At 39.3% G+C, this 17,536-nt stretch carries 15 protein-coding genes; 3 read left to right on the top strand and 12 right to left on the bottom strand.

The window, feature by feature from the left end:
* Positions 1–43: 43 nt before the first annotated feature.
* The 7 genes from FIU87_RS01085 to FIU87_RS01055 all read right to left on the bottom strand — a co-directional run bounded on the left by FIU87_RS01085 (position 44) and on the right by FIU87_RS01055 (position 7,848).
* Positions 44–790 (bottom strand): ABC transporter ATP-binding protein, encoded by a 747-nt coding sequence (locus FIU87_RS01085; RefSeq protein ID WP_152442886.1) that lies wholly within the window; start codon positions 788–790, stop codon positions 44–46.
* Positions 777–1,601: a staphylopine uptake ABC transporter ATP-binding protein CntD gene (locus tag FIU87_RS01080; RefSeq protein WP_152446361.1), complete on the bottom strand. Its 825-nt coding sequence runs from the start codon at positions 1,599–1,601 to the stop codon at positions 777–779. Before FIU87_RS01080 ends, FIU87_RS01085 begins: the two co-directional genes overlap by 14 nt.
* Positions 1,602–1,604: 3 nt before the next feature.
* A complete protein-coding gene (opp1C, locus tag FIU87_RS01075) occupies positions 1,605–2,501 on the bottom strand; it encodes a staphylopine uptake ABC transporter permease subunit CntC (RefSeq protein WP_152442885.1) in 897 nt (298 codons plus the stop codon).
* Positions 2,502–3,434, bottom strand: a complete 933-nt coding sequence (gene opp1B, locus FIU87_RS01070) for a nickel/cobalt ABC transporter permease (protein WP_152442884.1) — start codon at positions 3,432–3,434, stop codon at positions 2,502–2,504. It abuts the gene before it with no gap.
* Positions 3,435–3,855: 421 nt separating this feature from the next.
* Entirely contained in the window at positions 3,856–5,469 is a 1,614-nt protein-coding gene (gene nikA, locus FIU87_RS01065) for a staphylopine-dependent metal ABC transporter substrate-binding lipoprotein (RefSeq protein WP_152446360.1), read from the bottom strand.
* Positions 5,470–5,647: 178 nt separating this feature from the next.
* Entirely contained in the window at positions 5,648–6,589 is a 942-nt protein-coding gene (locus tag FIU87_RS01060) for a CobW family GTP-binding protein (protein WP_152442883.1), read from the bottom strand.
* Positions 6,590–6,657: 68 nt separating this feature from the next.
* A complete protein-coding gene (locus FIU87_RS01055; RefSeq protein WP_152442882.1) occupies positions 6,658–7,848 on the bottom strand; it encodes a GTP-binding protein in 1,191 nt (396 codons plus the stop codon).
* 436 nt (positions 7,849–8,284) lie between these two features.
* Here FIU87_RS01055 and dcd point away from each other — a divergent pair, with 436 nt between their 5' ends.
* The 3 genes from dcd (at position 8,285) to FIU87_RS01040 (ending at position 10,379) form a co-directional block, all read left to right on the top strand.
* Positions 8,285–8,860, top strand: a complete 576-nt coding sequence (dcd, locus tag FIU87_RS01050; RefSeq protein ID WP_152442881.1) for a dCTP deaminase — start codon at positions 8,285–8,287, stop codon at positions 8,858–8,860.
* Positions 8,861–9,076: 216 nt separating this feature from the next.
* Entirely contained in the window at positions 9,077–9,973 is an 897-nt protein-coding gene (folE2, locus tag FIU87_RS01045; RefSeq protein ID WP_152442880.1) for a GTP cyclohydrolase FolE2, read from the top strand.
* A 64-nt stretch (positions 9,974–10,037) separates the two neighbouring features.
* Complete coding sequence (locus FIU87_RS01040) at positions 10,038–10,379, top strand: hypothetical protein (RefSeq protein WP_152442879.1); 342 nt, start codon at positions 10,038–10,040, stop codon at positions 10,377–10,379.
* A gap of 369 nt (positions 10,380–10,748) precedes the next feature.
* Here the strand turns inward: FIU87_RS01040 and glmS are convergent, their stop codons facing one another.
* The 5 genes from glmS to FIU87_RS01015 form a co-directional block, all read right to left on the bottom strand.
* Positions 10,749–12,554, bottom strand: coding sequence for a glutamine--fructose-6-phosphate transaminase (isomerizing) (gene glmS / locus FIU87_RS01035; protein ID WP_152442878.1), 1,806 nt, complete (start codon positions 12,552–12,554; stop codon positions 10,749–10,751).
* Positions 12,555–13,227: 673 nt separating this feature from the next.
* Positions 13,228–14,574 (bottom strand): phosphoglucosamine mutase, encoded by a 1,347-nt coding sequence (gene glmM, locus FIU87_RS01030; RefSeq protein WP_152442877.1) that lies wholly within the window; start codon positions 14,572–14,574, stop codon positions 13,228–13,230.
* 18 nt (positions 14,575–14,592) lie between these two features.
* The gene (locus FIU87_RS01025) at positions 14,593–15,861 is read right to left on the bottom strand and encodes a CdaR family protein (protein WP_152442876.1); all 1,269 of its coding nucleotides are present in this window, start codon (positions 15,859–15,861) and stop codon (positions 14,593–14,595) included.
* Entirely contained in the window at positions 15,854–16,675 is an 822-nt protein-coding gene (gene cdaA, locus FIU87_RS01020) for a diadenylate cyclase CdaA (RefSeq protein WP_152446359.1), read from the bottom strand. The genes FIU87_RS01025 and cdaA overlap by 8 nt, the downstream gene beginning before the upstream one ends.
* 229 nt (positions 16,676–16,904) lie before the next feature.
* Entirely contained in the window at positions 16,905–17,534 is a 630-nt protein-coding gene (locus FIU87_RS01015; RefSeq protein ID WP_152442875.1) for an anti-sigma factor family protein, read from the bottom strand.
* Positions 17,535–17,536: the final 2 nt, after the last annotated feature.

The following is a 17,536-nucleotide window of genomic DNA, read 5'->3' as shown; positions in this document are numbered from 1 at the left end:
GTTTTCCTCCATAAAAATTAATTCTATTACTTTAAGAGTTTAGTTAAAACGTTATCAATGATTGTAGTAATTTTCTTGCATAAGCAGACTGAACATCCTTTAATTGTTCCAATTCAACCATCTCTTCCATTTGTCCATCCCTAAAAATAATGATTCTATCGCAAATATAGGCAGCAGCCTGTATATCATGTGTGATAAAAATGTAACTCATGTTGTAGATTCTTTTTAACTCCTTAAGTAAATCAAGCACTTGCGTTTGCACAGATACATCTAATGAACTGATTGCTTCATCTAATATGATACATTTTGGTTCAGTTGAAATGGCCCTTGCAATACACACTCTTTGAACCTCTCCCCCTGATAACTCATGAGGATATTTCTTTCGATAAGAAGCTGGCAACCCTACTTGAGTTAACAGTTTTAAAACCTTGTCTTTATTTTCTTTTCTACTCTTTTTCTGTATTTTCATTGGTTCCAAGATTGCATCTTCAACAGTATAGAAAGGATTAATGGAAGATTTATAGTCTTGAAAAACAGCACTAATGCTACCTAATCTTATTTTTCTATCGTCTACATTCTTTCCCTCAAATAAAACCATTCCACTATCCGGCTTTTCAATTCCTAATAACAAACGTCCTAACGTTGATTTTCCACTTCCACTTTCTCCGATAATGCCCAGACATTCTCCATTCTTGCATTCAAAACTAACATTTTTTAAGACGTTCTGTCTCTCTGAAGAAAACAATCCACCTTTTTTATAAGCTTTCCCAACACTATCAACCTTTAGCAACTAGTAGCCCCTCCCCCATTACTTTCTTGAAATGATCACTCAGCGCAAGTCTAGTGGATACTAAATATTTTGTGTACTCGTGTTGCGCCTCTGAAAAAATGGCTTCCGTTTTCCCTTGTTCTATTATCTTCCCGTCCTTCATCACCAGGACTTCCTCTGCAATCTTTCTTACCACACCTAAATCATGGGAAATAAAAATCATCGAACATCCCATTCTTTCTCGCAACTTAATAAATTGCTCGACAACTTCATATTGTGAGATAGTATCAAGTGCTGTTGTCGGTTCATCCGCAATAATAATATCAGGCTCTAAGACAATGGCCAATGCTATCATTACTCGTTGCAACATTCCACCTGATAACTGATGAGGATATTTGTTCATAATATCTGTGGGATTTTTCAACATGACACTCTCCATCGCACTTGTCATTCTTAATGAGATTTCGTTTCTACTCCAATCGAAGTGCTCAGCAAGTGTTTCTCTTAAATGAACACCAACCACACAGGAGGGATCGAAGGCACTCATCCCATTTTGAAGAATCATGCAGAGGTTTTTCCCCCTCTTCTTTCTCATCTCTTTTCTAGAAAGTTTGCTAATGTTTTCCCCTTTAAAAAATATATCTCCTGATTGGTGAAGAGTGGGCCTGTTTAACCTCATGAGCGCTCTACATGTGACAGACTTTCCACTTCCACTTTCTCCTACAATCGCAAGACAGCTCCCTGCCTTTAAATGAAATGAATTATCATGAATAATTTCTTTTCCAGAATGGCTATCCCACACCTTTAAATTTTTGACTTCTAATATATTCATCATCTAATTGGCCACCTCTTTTTCTTGCACCCTTGTTTTCGAAAGTGGGAAATTATCCTTATGCTTGTTTTTAGAGCTTGCAAGTTTAGGATCTAGAGCAACTTGAAGCGAATCCGATAAAAAGTTGAATGCTGATACCACGATAATAATGGCTAAGCCGGGAGCTAACATTAACTCTGGTCTTGTAAACATTACTTCCCTTGCTTCATTTAACATCATCCCCCATTCAGCATTTGGGGCTTGAATTCCTAAGCCTAAAAATGAAAACCCTGAAATTTGCAATATCATCGATCCAATAGAGCCGCTAGAAATGACTGCAATATCAGAAAAGGTGACGGGAACAATGTGATTATAAATTATTTTCATATCACTAATACCTGATGCTTTTGAGAACTTCACATAATCTAATTCAGCATACTGCATGACAGAAGTCCTGATTACTCGAGCAAACCATGCCCATTTTATCAAGGCAAATGCAAGGAGAATGTTTTCAAGACCAACACCTAAAACCCCAATAATCGCTAGCGCCATAACGTATCCTGGAAAAGATAGCATCGTATCACACATTCTCATGATGACCGCATCTACTTTCCCTCGAAAATAGCCAGCAAAAAACCCTAAGATAGCTCCTATGAGAACAGAGATTAAAAGAACAACTAATACCCATAATACACTTGGTCGAATTCCATAGATGATTCTGGATAAAATACATCTACCAAGATGATCATTACCTAATAAGTATTCCCACGAAGGAGAAGCATATCGAAGACTCATCTTGACTTCATTAGGATCAGATGGGGCAAATAATGGCGCGAAGATTCCAACGATAATTGTGACAACAATGATTAATAAAGATATAGTACCTATTTTATCTTTACTTAAGTTTTTCCATATTCTCATTTAAAGATCATTCCTTAACTTAGGATTCATCGCAGCATTTATAATGTCGGAAATCATATTAAACAAAACAAAGGCTGCTGCTAATATAAGAACGTAGGCCTGTATAATTGGAAAGTCTCTGCTTAGAATTGCTTTAACACTTAAAGTACCTAACCCTGGCCATGCAAAAACGTTTTCTATAACAACGGTGCTTCCCAATATGATGGGTATAGACATACCAAATATCGAAATGGCAACCTGTAATGAATTTCTTAGGATATGCTTCGTAATTTTTAATTCTGATAATCCAGATGCCCTTCCATATAAAACATAATCCTCATGTAAATTGTTTATCATAGAGGTTCTAACATTTCTAAAATATAGACCAGCATAACTAACCGTGATGATAATAACCGGTAAGATATAACTTCTATACGACTCCATCCCACTTGTTGGTAATAAATCTAATTTAACCGATATGTACCAAATCATAATTGATGCCAACCAGTATGATGGCATTGCGGTTAAGAAAAACGAAATTCCTCTTACCGATCTATCCAATATTTTTCCTTCATTTAACGCACAAATTACCCCTAATAATATCGATATAAAGATAATAGAAAGCGATGAAACCAACGTTAACTTGAATGTATTCAAAAATGCCGGACCTATTAACGACCACACTGGTTTGCCATTAATATATGATTCTCCAAAATCCAACTGCAAGGTAGCATAAAGCCAGTCAAAGTATTGTAAAATAAATGGCTTATCCATCCCAAGCTGCTCTTTTGTTTGTTCTAATAAATCTTCTGTTATCTCTGGGACACCTTGAGCTTGTAATACCACTTCTGCTGGGTCTAAGGGAGACAGATTTATTAAGATAAAGGTCAAAAATGAGATGGTTAATAGTAAAGGGACTGAAATTAATATTCTTCTAATGATATAACTTCCCATAGATATTCTCCTTCCATTGCCATATCAAGTCTTTAGACGTTTATACTTCCTCAAAAGAACAAAAGCGCAATGCGCCCGTTTTGCGACGTACAAACTTTGTCTAGTTGCAGCGGCTAGCTCCTCGAGTCATAAGCCCTCTTTCCTCCGGAGGCAAGAACAGCCTCCTACAGAAAGCTGTCTTATGCTTGTCGGAGCTAAACGAGCCGCTTCACTTTTCGTGGCACTGAGCCGTATGAGATAAAGAAAACACGAAGAGCGATAGCGATTCGATGTTGCCTTATCGTAAGGAGGCGAGGGAAGTTTGCTAGTCGCTGGCGCATGGAGCTGGACGTTGCTACTTTTGTTCCAGATATCCACAGACATATTATTTATAATTTCCTAAACAAATAAAAAGGGGAAGATTCCCCTTTTTATTTTGTTTCTATTTGAAGTTCATTAATTCAAATGGCAGCTCAAATTGAGTTTGTTTGAATGATATTTCGTTTACATTTTTGGAGGCTACTACAGTAACACTTCCATTTGTAATTGGAATAAAAACCGCTTCTTCATGAACCATCGTCAGAATATCAGCGTACAAAGCTTTTCTTTTTTGCTCATCTGTAGATACCATCACTTGCTCAATTTTATTGTATAGTTCATCTGCTTTGTCCATGCCTTTTGTCGTATGCAAATAAGAAGCCTCTGATGTAAAAGCAGCAATGGTGCTCTGTGGATCATACGCTAGACCCCATGTTTGGTTGAATAATAAATCATAGTCACCCGTTGATCTTCTATTAGCGATGGAAGTTGACTCCTCACCAATAATGTCCAGTTGAAGACCAATCTCTTTTACTGAAGCTTGAATAAATTCAGCCTGTGTTTTTTGAGAAGAGGAATTGCTATCATAATAAAGCTCCATGGCTAATGTTTTGCCACCTTTAGTTCTAACTTTATTACCCTTCTCTAATTTCCAGCCATTCTTTTCTAGAATTTTCTTCGCTTTTTCTACATCATAACCTCTCTTCTTTAAGTCAACATCTGCATAATTTACATTAGGTGAAAATAGTGTATGAGCAACCGATTCTGTCCCACTAAAAATATCTTTACTAATTGTTTCTCTATCAATCGAGTACCAAATGGCTTCACGAACAGCTGTTTCACTTATTGGATTTTCAGCACTACTACTATTAGCTACTATCATTTTGGTGTTCATCGGTTCACTTCTTACAAGTTTGTAGTCTCCGGAATCTACCAATTGATTCATCGCCTCGACATTGAGGCTATCTGCGCCACGATCATCCGTAAATACAAAGTTTACTTCTCCTTTTTGTAAAGCTAACAATGTCGTTTCCCCAGCAGGAAGTACCTTAGTGGTAATCTTCTTAATTTTAGGCGATCCATTCCAGTAGTCTTCATTTGCTGTAAAAGTGGCAAACTCATCGGTTTTATGTTCATTCAGCTTATACGGGCCTGTACCGTTAAAACCACTTACGCCATCTTTAGTCTCCCCATTTTTAAAATCTTTTGGTGATAGAAATACAAAAGGTCTGGTCATGGACAACTCAACCAAAGTTGGATAATATGTATCGGATAAGACTAATTCAACTGTATGCTCATCTACAACATTCACACTTTTTATTTTTGTAGATAATTTAATCCAAGCATGCTTTTCTGCATTACTTAATACAGCTTCTATGTTTTTCTTCACTGCTTCCGCATTAAACGACTCACCATCATGAAATTTCACATCTTTTCTTAAAAAGAACGTGTATACTTTTCCATCTTCTGAAACTTCCCACGACTCAGCAAGTAAAGGCTTAATTCCGTCTTCCGTGTTCTCAACTAATGATTCATACACCATCCCTTGTGCCGGCATGGAGCCTGTGTAAAGATGAGGATTCATATCATTGATATCTTTAGCTGATGCATAAATCAACTCGTTTTCTCTTTTAGCTGCATCATCTTCCTTTTTATCATCAGTAGAACTTTCTGCAGAGCAGGCAACTAGTATTGATATAACCAAAAATATCAAACCCACTAACTTCCATTTTTTCATTAACAATCTACTTCTCTCCCTTTAGTTCTAACTTATTTTGAGGCCCTTTTTCAGGTCTATTGCTATATTTTAAAACAATGAACCTTACGTAAAACGTAATCATTACTATTTATATAGTATAATAAACTGTTAGATTAATACAAGTTCTATTTCATTGCTTTCCTGTGTCATACAAATGTTATGAATAGGTGCCTTTATTCCACCGTTCCAGCACATCCAAATCCATCTTCAACTTTTCTTTATCTAAATTACTTCCGATTAGCACTAAGTTTTTAGGGAAATTAACTGGCTGTTTATGCATGTAGGGTAATCCATAAGAATATTGAATTAAAAAGGTATGGGAATCCCCCTCAAATTGAACAAATCCTTTAACCCTGAAAATGGTAGGGGGAAGAGCAGTCAGCCACTTTTCAAATGCGGATTTTGAAATCTCTGATTGAAATTGATATGTCATCGTTTGAATGTGTAAGTGTTTGTGAACATGCAACTCTTCTTTGCCAGTGACTTCTATCTCATCACGGCTGATTCTGAGTTTCGACAAAGGGATATCCGCGAAAGATGTCATGAACTGTGGAGCTCTCGGATTTATCTCTGCGACTTCTGACTGGATTCTAGCTTGTTCTTCTGTTGATATGAGATCTGTTTTATTCAATAGAATCTGATCTCCATATCTGACCTGCTCTTCTAGTAATTTTTGAAGCTGATCGTTTAAATGGCTACGCTCTATCCATCTTTTTGAGTCCACGAGACTGATAATGGATTTCACATCAACATAAGGAGCAATGACCGGTGACAAACATGCATCAAGTATTTCTACAGGATGCGCAACACCTGTAGCTTCAATGTATATAACGTCCGGCTGCTCTTGTTGGTATAACATCAGAAGTTCAATCTCTACTTCATCTTTTATGGTACAACAAATACACCCATTTAAAAGCTCCTTTAGGGCAACATATGTCCCAACAATTCCGGTGTCAACAGAATATTCCCCAAGCTCATTCATTAACACAGCGACTTTTCGACCTTTTTCCTGCTCTTCTAGTAATAAATTCTTTAGCAATGTAGATTTTCCGCTCCCTAGAAAGCCAGCCAAGATATAGATTTCAACCTTTTTTTGCATACAATTCCTTCTTTCGTACATGAAAAATCATTCGTCCTATATAGTAAAAACCCTTATCAGGGTTTTTACTAGGCTCTTGACGGTATATTCCAGTCAAAAGGGTCTTTTAACGATTTCCAATCTAAGTCGAACTCTTCGCTTGTCAATAAGCAAGCATCAAGTTGCTTCGTTACTTCTTTTTCATTCAACTCTGTCCCAATGAATACCATTTGAGTGATTCGATCTCCGAATTCTGGATCCCACTTTTGTTGAATTTGGGGATTCTCCCGTAGGATGGATTCTTGTTCAAGCTTAGGCATGGTCGCCACCCAATAAGAGACTGGTTCTATCGTGATAGACGGACCTGCTTGAGACACAGAGAGAGCGAACTCATTTCTAGTCGCACACCAGGCAATTCCTTTTACTCTCACGACATTCTTAGAAAGAGAATGCATTAGCTCGTAGAAGCGTTGGCTATGAAAAGGGAGCCTTCTCATATAAACAAAAGAGCTTATGCCATACTCCTCTGTTTCCGGCTGATGACCCGCTGTTAACTCTTTAATCCATCCAGCAGACTCACTTGCTTTGTCAAAATCAAAAAGACCAGTATTAAGAATGTCACTTGATTGAATTTGGCCTTTACTTGTACGAATTATTCGTGCTGCAGGCTGGAGCTTACGAAGAACCTGTTCTAAATGGGCTAAGGCTTCTTCACTTACAAGATCGCATTTGTTTATGATTAATACGTCGCAAAATTCGATTTGATCTAGTAATAAATCCGCAATCTCGCGGTCGTCTTCCTCGCTTAAAGCCTCTTTCCTGTCAAGAAGGCTATCACCTGATCTAAAATCATGCCAAAAACGATTAGCATCTACTACGGTAACCATAGTATCGAGCGTGCAAAAACGCGTTAGATCAATTCCTAGTTCTTCGTCAATATAAGAAAAGGTTTGAGCGACCGGAACAGGCTCGCTTATCCCTGTAGATTCAATAACAATGTATTCAATGTTTCCTTCAACTGCTAGCTTTTCAACCTCGATAAGCAAGTCTTCTCGAAGTGTGCAGCAAATACAGCCGTTCGACATTTCCACTAATTTTTCTTCCGTTCTTTTTAAACCTCCACCTTGCTTTATGGTTTCCGCATCAATATTCACTTCACTCATGTCATTAACGATAACGGCTACCTTTAAACCTTCTCTGTTATTTAAAATATGATTAAGTATGGTGGTTTTCCCTGCGCCTAAATAGCCACTCAAAACTGTAACGGGTATTTTCTTCATCCAACAAAACCTCCTAAATCGTAATAATTACGATTTAATGATAATATAATTTTTATGTTGTGAAAAGTTTTACCTAAGTTATCATTGCTTTAATAAGAAAATATCACATTCATCCCCTTTCTTTTCAATCACTCACATCGCTTTATGACTGCAAAAAAAAATTAGCAACGTTGCTCTTTCTTTTCAGGCAGACCTGTCCATAAACCATTGTCTACGTTAACACGTCCTAATCCAGGATAAGTGGGTAATGTCCCTATCTGTAAAAACACAGGGCATACCTCTAAAGTTGTACTTCCTCATAATTATTTCTCTTAATACCTTGTGATAATGGAAATAAACTGTTAGATTATATTCATCATTATAAATCGTAATAATTACGTTTTGCAAGAAAGGGACTTTTTTTACTTTTCTCATCATTCTTTTGGAGGTCTTAATTATGATTCTATCGCTTGCATCCATTCAAAAAAAAATAGCTGAAAACGAACTAAAAATCCAACCAATTACTCAAAGTCAATATCAGCCAGCTTCTGTTGATTTACGTCTTGGCAACCACTTCTTAGCTATTGATGAAACATCCGTTCCCTACCTTTCATTAGAAAAGGCTGCACAATACAAAGAGTTTATGGAGGAAAAGATCCTTATTCCCCCACATGGTTTTGTTCTAGGCACAACCATAGAATGGGTCAAGCTACCTAACGACATAACCGCTTTCGTGGAAGGAAGAAGCTCTATTGGAAGGTTAGGGCTCTTTATTCAGAATGCAGGATGGGTAGATCCAGGATTTGAAGGACGCATTACACTTGAACTTTACAATGCAAATTCCGTTCCGATTGAACTTCATGCTGGCAGACGAATTTGTCAGCTTGTATTCGCCAATCTCGATCAAGCAGGTCCTGCTTATTCCGGTAAATACAATGGACAGGAACGAGCCTTTCAAAGTCGCATTTATCTGGATGAAGAATGCAACCACTCCTTATCTGCTCCTGAAAAGTTTTATAGTAGAGGGAAATAGAGACGTGTTAGTCAACATACTAAAAAAGATAAATTAAATGGTGATAATGTGGGAGAGTTTTTTTCTATTTTTATTTCCTCTTTAACCTTCTCCAACAAACGAGTGTTTTTATTCTAATTCTCATGCAAGAAAACACTTGTATCTTGATTTCACCTCGCAATAAGAACATAATAAATAAGAATTATTACGTTTTAACAAAAGGAGTTTTAGCTATTTATGAATAAACTAAACATCCCCTCTAAAAAAGAAAGACATCGCTACTTTGGTTCTGTTGAGCCTCTTATAGGAGACAAGCCTACCAATAAAGAAGATATGAAGGATTTACAAAATACAGAGCAAGATTACTTCTTTAAAATTGATCAAGTTGGCGTAAAAAATTTAACATACCCGGTTAAGATTACTTCCAGCATAGCCCCGTTTGAACAGCATTCAGTTGGAAACTTTACCCTTACCACCGGCTTATACCGGGAGCATAAGGGCATAAATATGAGCAGATTACCTGAAATACTTCATGAGTGTTATCAAGAAGGACTGCAAATGGAGTTCTCTTCTTTAAAAGATCTCACAAAACGCCTTGCTGAAAAGATGAAGCAAGAAAGCTCCACTATCCAAGTAGCTTTTCCGTGGTTCTTTGAAAGAAAAAGCCCGCAAATGCAGCTCTCCGGATTAATGAAGGCAGATGTAGAATTGGAATTGCGTTTTGATGTAAAAGCCGGATGGACAGAGAAAGTAAAAATGACTGCACTTACCACTACCCTTTGTCCTTGTTCCAAGGAAATTAGTGAATATAGCGCGCACAACCAGAGAGGTGTCGTTACGGTGGAAGTTGAAACAGCACCCGGTGAATATTTTCCTCAAAACTTTAAAGAAATACTCCTTGATATCATGGAATCCAATGCAAGTGCGAAGCTTCATCCTGTTCTGAAAAGACCTGACGAAAAGAAAGTAACAGAACAAGCTTATGAGAACCCTAGATTTGTCGAGGATTTAATTCGTTTAATTGCTGCCGACTTGTATCTTACAGACTGGGTGAAAGCTTTTACTATTGAATGCAGAAGCGAAGAATCTATTCATCAGCATGATGCTTATGCAAAGCTTAAGTATCAAAAATAGAAAATGATAAGATAGAATGGCTTCCCTTGTTATTAAAATTTATAATTTTTTTGAAGGTGACTATATGAAAATCCAAAAATTAGTAGACTCTATTCATTATTGGGACTCGAAGGTCTTAGCATTTGACATGAAGTATTTTGCAGATGAATTAATTTTAAAATGTGAACCAGGGATTTATATTTTTAAGGGGTGTTATAATTTAGAACTGAAACATACCCCTAAATTTGAAAAAGCTATCCCTCCTGAAAAATGGACATATGCTCAATTACCCTATACGATTCATGACATATCAATTCATGAAAATAATCGCGATTCAACTAGTAAATATAGTGTTACTATTACTATGCCTCCTATGTTTGTTGAACTTAGTTGTAATGAGATTATAGTAAATTCTACTTCCAATTAATCTATTTAAGGGAGCGCTGTTCTAATAACCTGAATAGCACCCCTTTTTTTCCTAATCACACTATCAACTTCCCAATAGCTTCCTTGCCCCTTTTGGTCTTGTCCTAAGAAATCTAGCTTCATCCATCCAATCCACATTGGCAATCAACGTTTTAGGCAATATACACCCAAAAATTATCCCCCATTTATATCCTTGCAAAGCACAGCCTCTCCATCTAAACCAACTCTATTGTCCGCTTAGATTAATTAGATACAGGCTTTACCGTTCCCTATCGCATACTTTGTTGAAGAACAATAAAGACTATAAGACAAAAATAAAAACCCCTGCATTAAGCAGGGGTTTGAAAAAATGTTTGATTCTTTTTTAAAATTATTCCACCGTCACACTCTTCGCCAAGTTACGTGGCTTATCTACATCACAATCTCTGTGAAGGGCTGCGTAGTAAGAGATCAGCTGTAACGGAATTACAGAAACTAGTGGAGATAGCAGTTCGTTTACTTGTGGTACAACGAAGCTGTCTTCTTCTGTTTCTAGGCCTTTCATGGAGATGATACAAGGGTTGGCACCGCGTGCTACTACCTCTTTGACGTTACCGCGGATGCTTAGGTCTACGTGTTCTTGCGTAGAGATGGCGATAACTGGTGTACCATTTTCGATGAGGGCGATGGTTCCGTGTTTTAGTTCTCCTCCAGCAAATCCTTCTGCTTGGATGTAGGAGATTTCTTTTAGCTTCAGGGCACCTTCAAGGCCAACATAGTAGTCCATAGTACGGCCGATGAAGAAGCAGTTTCTTGTAGTAGACAAGAATTTGCGAGCGATGTCTTCTAGCTCTTCTTTTGCATTACATAGTACTTCCATTGCGTTTGCTACGATACCAAGGTCTTGAACAAGGTCAAATTCTAGGTTGTAGCCTTTTGCTTCTGCTAGCACAGCTGCAAAGATAGATAGCACGCCAAGCTGGGCTGTGTATGCTTTTGTGGAAGCAACGGCAATTTCTGGGCCAGCGTGAAGAAGAAGTGTGTAGTCTGCTTCACGAGATAGCGTGGATCCTTGTACGTTTGTGATCGTTAGTGCTGGGTGACCTAGTTCTTTTACTTGAACAAGTACTGCACGGCTGTCCGCTGTTTCCCCACTTTGCGAAATGAAGATGAATAGTGGGTTTTCAGACAGAATTGGCATGTTGTAGTTGAATTCACTTGCTACGTGTACTTCTACAGGTACTTTTGCAAGCTTTTCGATCATTTGCGCTCCAACAAGACCTGCATGGTAGCTTGTTCCTGCTGCAACGATGTAAAGGCGGTCAGATTGTTTTACGGCGTTGATAATGTCCGCGTCAATCGTTAGGTCGCCCGTTTGGTTTTGGTATTTTTGGATGAGCTTACGGATTACTAGTGGTTGCTCATCGATTTCTTTTAACATGTAATGTGGGTATGTGCCTTTTTCGATATCGCTTGCGTCAAGCTCTGCTGTGTATGGCGCGCGCTCCACGATTTCTCCGTTAAGCTTTTTGATGGTAACCGATTCTTTTTTCACGATTACCATTTCTTTGTCCATTAGCTCAACGAACTGGTCGGTTACTTGAATCATCGCCATTGCGTCACTCGCCACGACGTTGAAGTCGCCTTTCCCTACGCCAACAAGTAATGGGCTTTTATTTTTTCCAACATAAATTGTGTCAGCATCTTCGTTGTCTAGTAGAGCAATTGCGTAAGACCCTTTTAGAATAGCAAGTGTGTTGCGCAATGCTTCCTCCACATGCTGGCCTTCGTTAGCAAACTTCTCGATGATTTGTACCACAATTTCTGTGTCTGTTTCACTTACAAGCTCTACGCCTTGTAGGTATTCACGCTTCAGTTGTGAATAGTTCTCGATTACACCGTTGTGTACGAGCGTAAAACGACCAGATGTACTTTGATGAGGATGCGCATTGACTTTGCTTGGCACACCATGCGTTGCCCAGCGTGTGTGACCGATTCCTGTTGAGGCAGCTACATCATGGTCCACCACGTCGCGAAGGTCTGCAATACGGCCTTTTTCCTTGAATACGTGGACGCCATTTTCGTTCATTACTGCAATACCAGCTGAGTCATAGCCGCGATATTCAAGCTTTTCTAGTCCTCTTAACAAAATTTCTTTTGTATCTTGTGTTCCGATATAACCTACGATTCCGCACATAGTTAATAATCCTCCCTAGGGTTGCAGGGACAAGAAAGCACATCTATTTGGGGACGTGTTCCTGCCCCCACATTACGTTTTGTTTTTTGTCCTCATAGTATCAGTTTTTGTACATAAAGTTGCCTTTATGCTTTGAACTGTTACTGTATCGGTTGTGAGTGGCAACCGGGAGGCATCCGCCGATAGATCGATAAACCTCCTCCTCGTCAACTAAGCATAGTGTCGTCCGTTGCTTAGTTCAGGCGCTTTAAGTTTTGTTGTTTTGTGGATTGATTAGTACTCCTTCCCATTTTATTAACAACAAATAATATCTTACCTTCCATGTTGAGTTTCGTCAATTAATTTGTGGTATTATGGGATTGTTTGGGATTTCTCGGTGTTGGGGTGCGGGAATTTCCTGGGGAATTTTGCTGAGATTTGTCGAATGGCAAAATTATTAGTGGAAGTGGCAAAATAAATGAAAACTTGGCAAAAAAATTGGTCCAAGTAGCAAAATCCACCACGCACTTTGCAAAATTAACACCAAAAGTAGCAAAATCCCTGCACATACCAATCCAAGCTACCAAAAAAATACACCAACCAACCTCAACAAAGAACGTAAATATAATAAAAGATATGCAAACACCGCAACAATCGTGCGATGTATGCATATCTTCCGCATTTTGCCTTACCTTTATTCCATTCCCATTTCTGCACGTACGACTGCAACGATTCTTTCCACGTATTCCGCACAAAGCTCTTGTGTTGGTGCTTCTGCCATAACACGAACTAGTGGCTCGGTACCAGAAGGACGAACAAGGATACGGCCATTGCCGTTCATTTCCGCTTCCACTTCTTCAATAACAGATTTCACTTTTTCATTGTCCGTCACACCATGCTTGTCTGTTACTTTGACATTCACAAGTAATTGCGGGAACTTTTGCATCTCACTCGCTAGCTCAGACAGGCTCTTCTTCGTTAACTTCATGATGTTCACAAGCTGAAGGCCTGTTAGCATGCCGTCACCAGTTGTGTTGTAGTCAAGGAAGATAATGTGTCCGGATTGTTCGCCACCAAGCAAGTAGTTGCCATTTTTCATTTCTTCTACCACATAGCGGTCGCCAACAGCCGTTTGCTTTGTTTCCACGTTGCTTGCTTCAAGCGCTTTATAGAAACCAAGGTTACTCATGACCGTAGATACGACTGTGTTGTGACGTAGGCGGCCTTGTTCACTTAAGTATTTTGCGCAAATGAACATAATTTGGTCACCATCAACGATATGGCCTTTCTCATCCACAGCGATGATTCGGTCGCCATCCCCATCAAACGCAAGACCAATATCGGCCCCTTTTTCAAGGACAAATTCAGCTAGCGCCTCCGGGTGAGTGGAGCCTACACCTTCATTGATGTTCAAGCCGTTTGGCGAGGAACCCATTGTGGAGATATCCGCGTCTAAGTCGGCAAAAAGATGTGTCGCATGAGAGGATGTTGCACCATGTGCGCAATCCAGGGCAATATGTATGCCAGTAAAGTCTTCATCTACTGTTTGTTTTAAGAACTGAAGGTACTTTTGGCCACCCTCGAAGTAGTCGTTCACTTGTCCAAGATCCGCTCCGACTGGGCGTGGTAGGGAATCTGTTGCTTCATCCATTAATGCTTCAATTTCTGCTTCTTGTTCATCAGAAAGCTTAAAGCCGTCTGGACCGAAGAACTTAATGCCGTTATCTGGCACAGGATTGTGGGAAGCAGAGATCATCACGCCCGCTTGCGCGCCAAGAGCCTTTGTCAAATAGGCAACTCCTGGTGTAGAGATAACGCCAAGTCGCATGACTTCTGCACCTATGGAGAGAAGTCCAGCAACAAGCGCACCTTCAAGCATATGTCCAGAAATACGAGTATCACGCCCGATTAACACTTTAGGACGAGTTTGATCCTTTGTTAACACATAACCACCAAAACGGCCTACTCTAAACGCTAATTCTGGTGTTAGCTCCGTGTTTGCAACTCCACGTACTCCATCCGTTCCAAAATACTTACCCATAAATAAATCTCTCCTTCACTACTCTTCATTAGTATCTTCTTCGTTCGTATCTATCAGTCTGATCTTGACATTTCGTTTTGGTAAATCCCATGAGACATTTTGTGGACCATTTATTTCAATCGGAACCTCGTGCTCTCCTGCTTTTAAATCGGTGATATTGACAAACATTTCCATGTCTTCACTTGTGATTTTTTCTAAAACACTGGGAGATCCGAGAACCGTTAAATCCATTAAGCCTGTTTCTGGATCAACAAACTCCATTTCCAGACCTTCTGATAGGCCGATATTGTTAATTGGCACATTCGTAAAGGTGACTTGCTCTTCTTTTTCTACTTCGACTTTGATTTTGACCTTCTCTGGTACGACCCGTTTCACTCCATCCGGAACAGGGACATCTACCTCCACTGTGGTGCTTTCGGTAATCTTCGTTAAGTCTAAATCAACTTTATCAATAAAATCTATCTCATCCAAAACATCTTTCGGTCCATAAATCGTGACCTCATTTGGTTCTGCAGTGACATTCGTAATGCTCAAGTTTTCCTTTAAGGAGCCTTTTCTGTTAATTCTCAGTGGAATTGATTTGTTTGGACTTGTAACAGGAACACTCACATCCACCACCGCAGGCTCGACTTCTACATTCAGGGCATTCCCTTCCCTATCATAGACGGTTACTTTAGATTGCTGTTCAATGGATTCATTGGCATCCTTCAGATCGACACGCGCCTTTACAAGAGCGATACTATCTATCAATTCACGAGCACCGGTTACTTTTACAATATTCGGTTTCACGATAGGTTTTTCTGCCTGATAGCCATTTTCCATTTGCCCTTGATTGATAAAATCAACATCCACAGGGAAGTCCTTTGTGATTCTTTCATGTATCGTCACACTTGCCTCAGATGGCTCAATGTTTACCTCAAGCTTTTCAGATAAATTACGATATTGCAGGGGCACCTGATGAGTCCCCACGCCAAGCTCAGACAAATCTGCAAACACCTCAAAGTCCTTTTGAAGCGCAGCTGGCTTCACAGACGCGGTTGGTCCTTCTAATGTTACTTTAACAGCTTGTGGAATACCTGAAACAACAAAGTTGTCTCTATCATAAATGGTTTCCACTGGTACATCAGTTACTGTTGCTGCATCATTGGACCCAGAAAACGGTGGAGGGCTAGTGGTTTCCCGCTGCTGCGTGGATGTATTTTCTATACTCACAGACATGTAGAGCATAAATGCCAAAAGCAAGGCAATAATTTTCATCACCCAACGATTGTTAATAAACTTATCCATCCTTTTTCCCCCTCCACTGCCAGCGCGTTGTTGAAGTCGTTTTGATACTAGAATCCAATTCTTTCATCAACAAATCACTGAATAGATCAGGTTCCAAATCACGGTGTAACTCGCCGTTTTTGGTCACAGAAATATTTCCTGTTTCCTCTGAAACTACAATTGTGATACTATCTGTTACTTCACTTATCCCCAATGCTGCCCGATGCCTTGTTCCAAGCTCCTTTGAGATAAAAGGGCTTTCTGAGAGCGGCAAATAACATGCTGCTGCAGACACCTGACTTTTTTGCAAAATAACAGCACCATCATGAAGTGGTGTATTAGGGATAAAAATATTAATGAGAAGCTCAGATGATACTTTTGCATGTAACGGAATGCCCGTTTCTATGTAATCGCCCATCCCTGTTTCTCTTTCAATAGAAATAAGTGCACCAATTCTTCGCTTGGCCATGTATTGGACGGATTTCACGACCGCCTCTACCATTTTTGCATGTTCCTCTTCATCATCAATGCCGCTCCTTGAGAACAGCTTTCCTCGGCCCAATTGCTCCAAGGCACGGCGTAGCTCTGGCTGGAAAATAATAATTATTGCCAAGAACCCCCATGTCAAAGCCTGGTCCATCAACCATTGCAAGGTGCTTAAGCCCAAAAAGCTGCTTATGATCCTTACAACAACAATCACTGTTATTCCCTTTAACAGCTGGACCGCCTTTGTACCGCGGATGACCATGATAAGCTTATAAATAACAAACCATACGAGTAAAATATCTACAATATTTGCTAAGTAACTTAAATATGGCATGTCTCCAAAAGGTATTTCAAAAGGCATCCTCACACTTCCTTTAACAGTACAAGATTCTTCTATCTAGTACGATAACCGTAACCATGCTATTATATCACAAATTGTCTTAATATGCGGTAGGCCTACATTCACCAGATTTCTGTCATAGATTTCCCTTTCATATAGAAAAGGATGCCTGACTTTACGTCAGACACCCTCGTTATTCTTTGGCTCTGTTAAAACTCAACAATCACCTTTATGAAGCCTATTCTTTAAAAATATCAATCGCGCTTTTAAAGCCATCTTTCATCGTAAACCAAATCCACTCAAACACTTGATTGATCTCTTCAATTTCACCTGTGACCTGACCGGCAGAAGCGAGATAATTCTCTCCATGAATTACTTCTCCATTAATCACCGTCACATTTCCTCTAACTTCCCCTTCAACCCGAAGGTTCCCGTTTTTCACAACCACATCGCCATCTACAACTTCGCCACTTGGGACAATGACGGTATTATTTTCAACTACCAAATTTGGTTGATTAGTAAACGCGAATTTATCCTCCTGCCAGCCGCCAAACAAGCTTCCTGTCATTAAGATAAAGAAAATTGCTGCCGCAACCAACATCGGATGCGTGTTTATCCATCTCTTCCACCCAACTGTCTTTTTCTCTTTAGGTAAGCGATTCATCACATTTTGCGTGAAATCTTTTGGTGCTGATATATGAGATGTGCTCTGTACCAAGGCTATTGCCTTCTCCATTTCATGAAACTGCTCATAGCATTCCTTGCATTCTTGGAGATGAGTCTTGAACTCTTGTACAAGTTCTTTATCTAAATCACCATCTAAATATTCATGCATATACTGGACGATATGTTCCGGACATTTCTTCAATT

It is taken from the genome of Bacillus sp. THAF10 (assembly GCF_009363695.1).
In the GTDB taxonomy this organism is placed as follows: domain Bacteria; phylum Bacillota; class Bacilli; order Bacillales; family Bacillaceae_I; genus Sutcliffiella_A.
The sequence above is the reverse complement of the archived record's forward strand: the minus strand, read 5'-3'. Positions and strand labels throughout refer to the sequence as shown.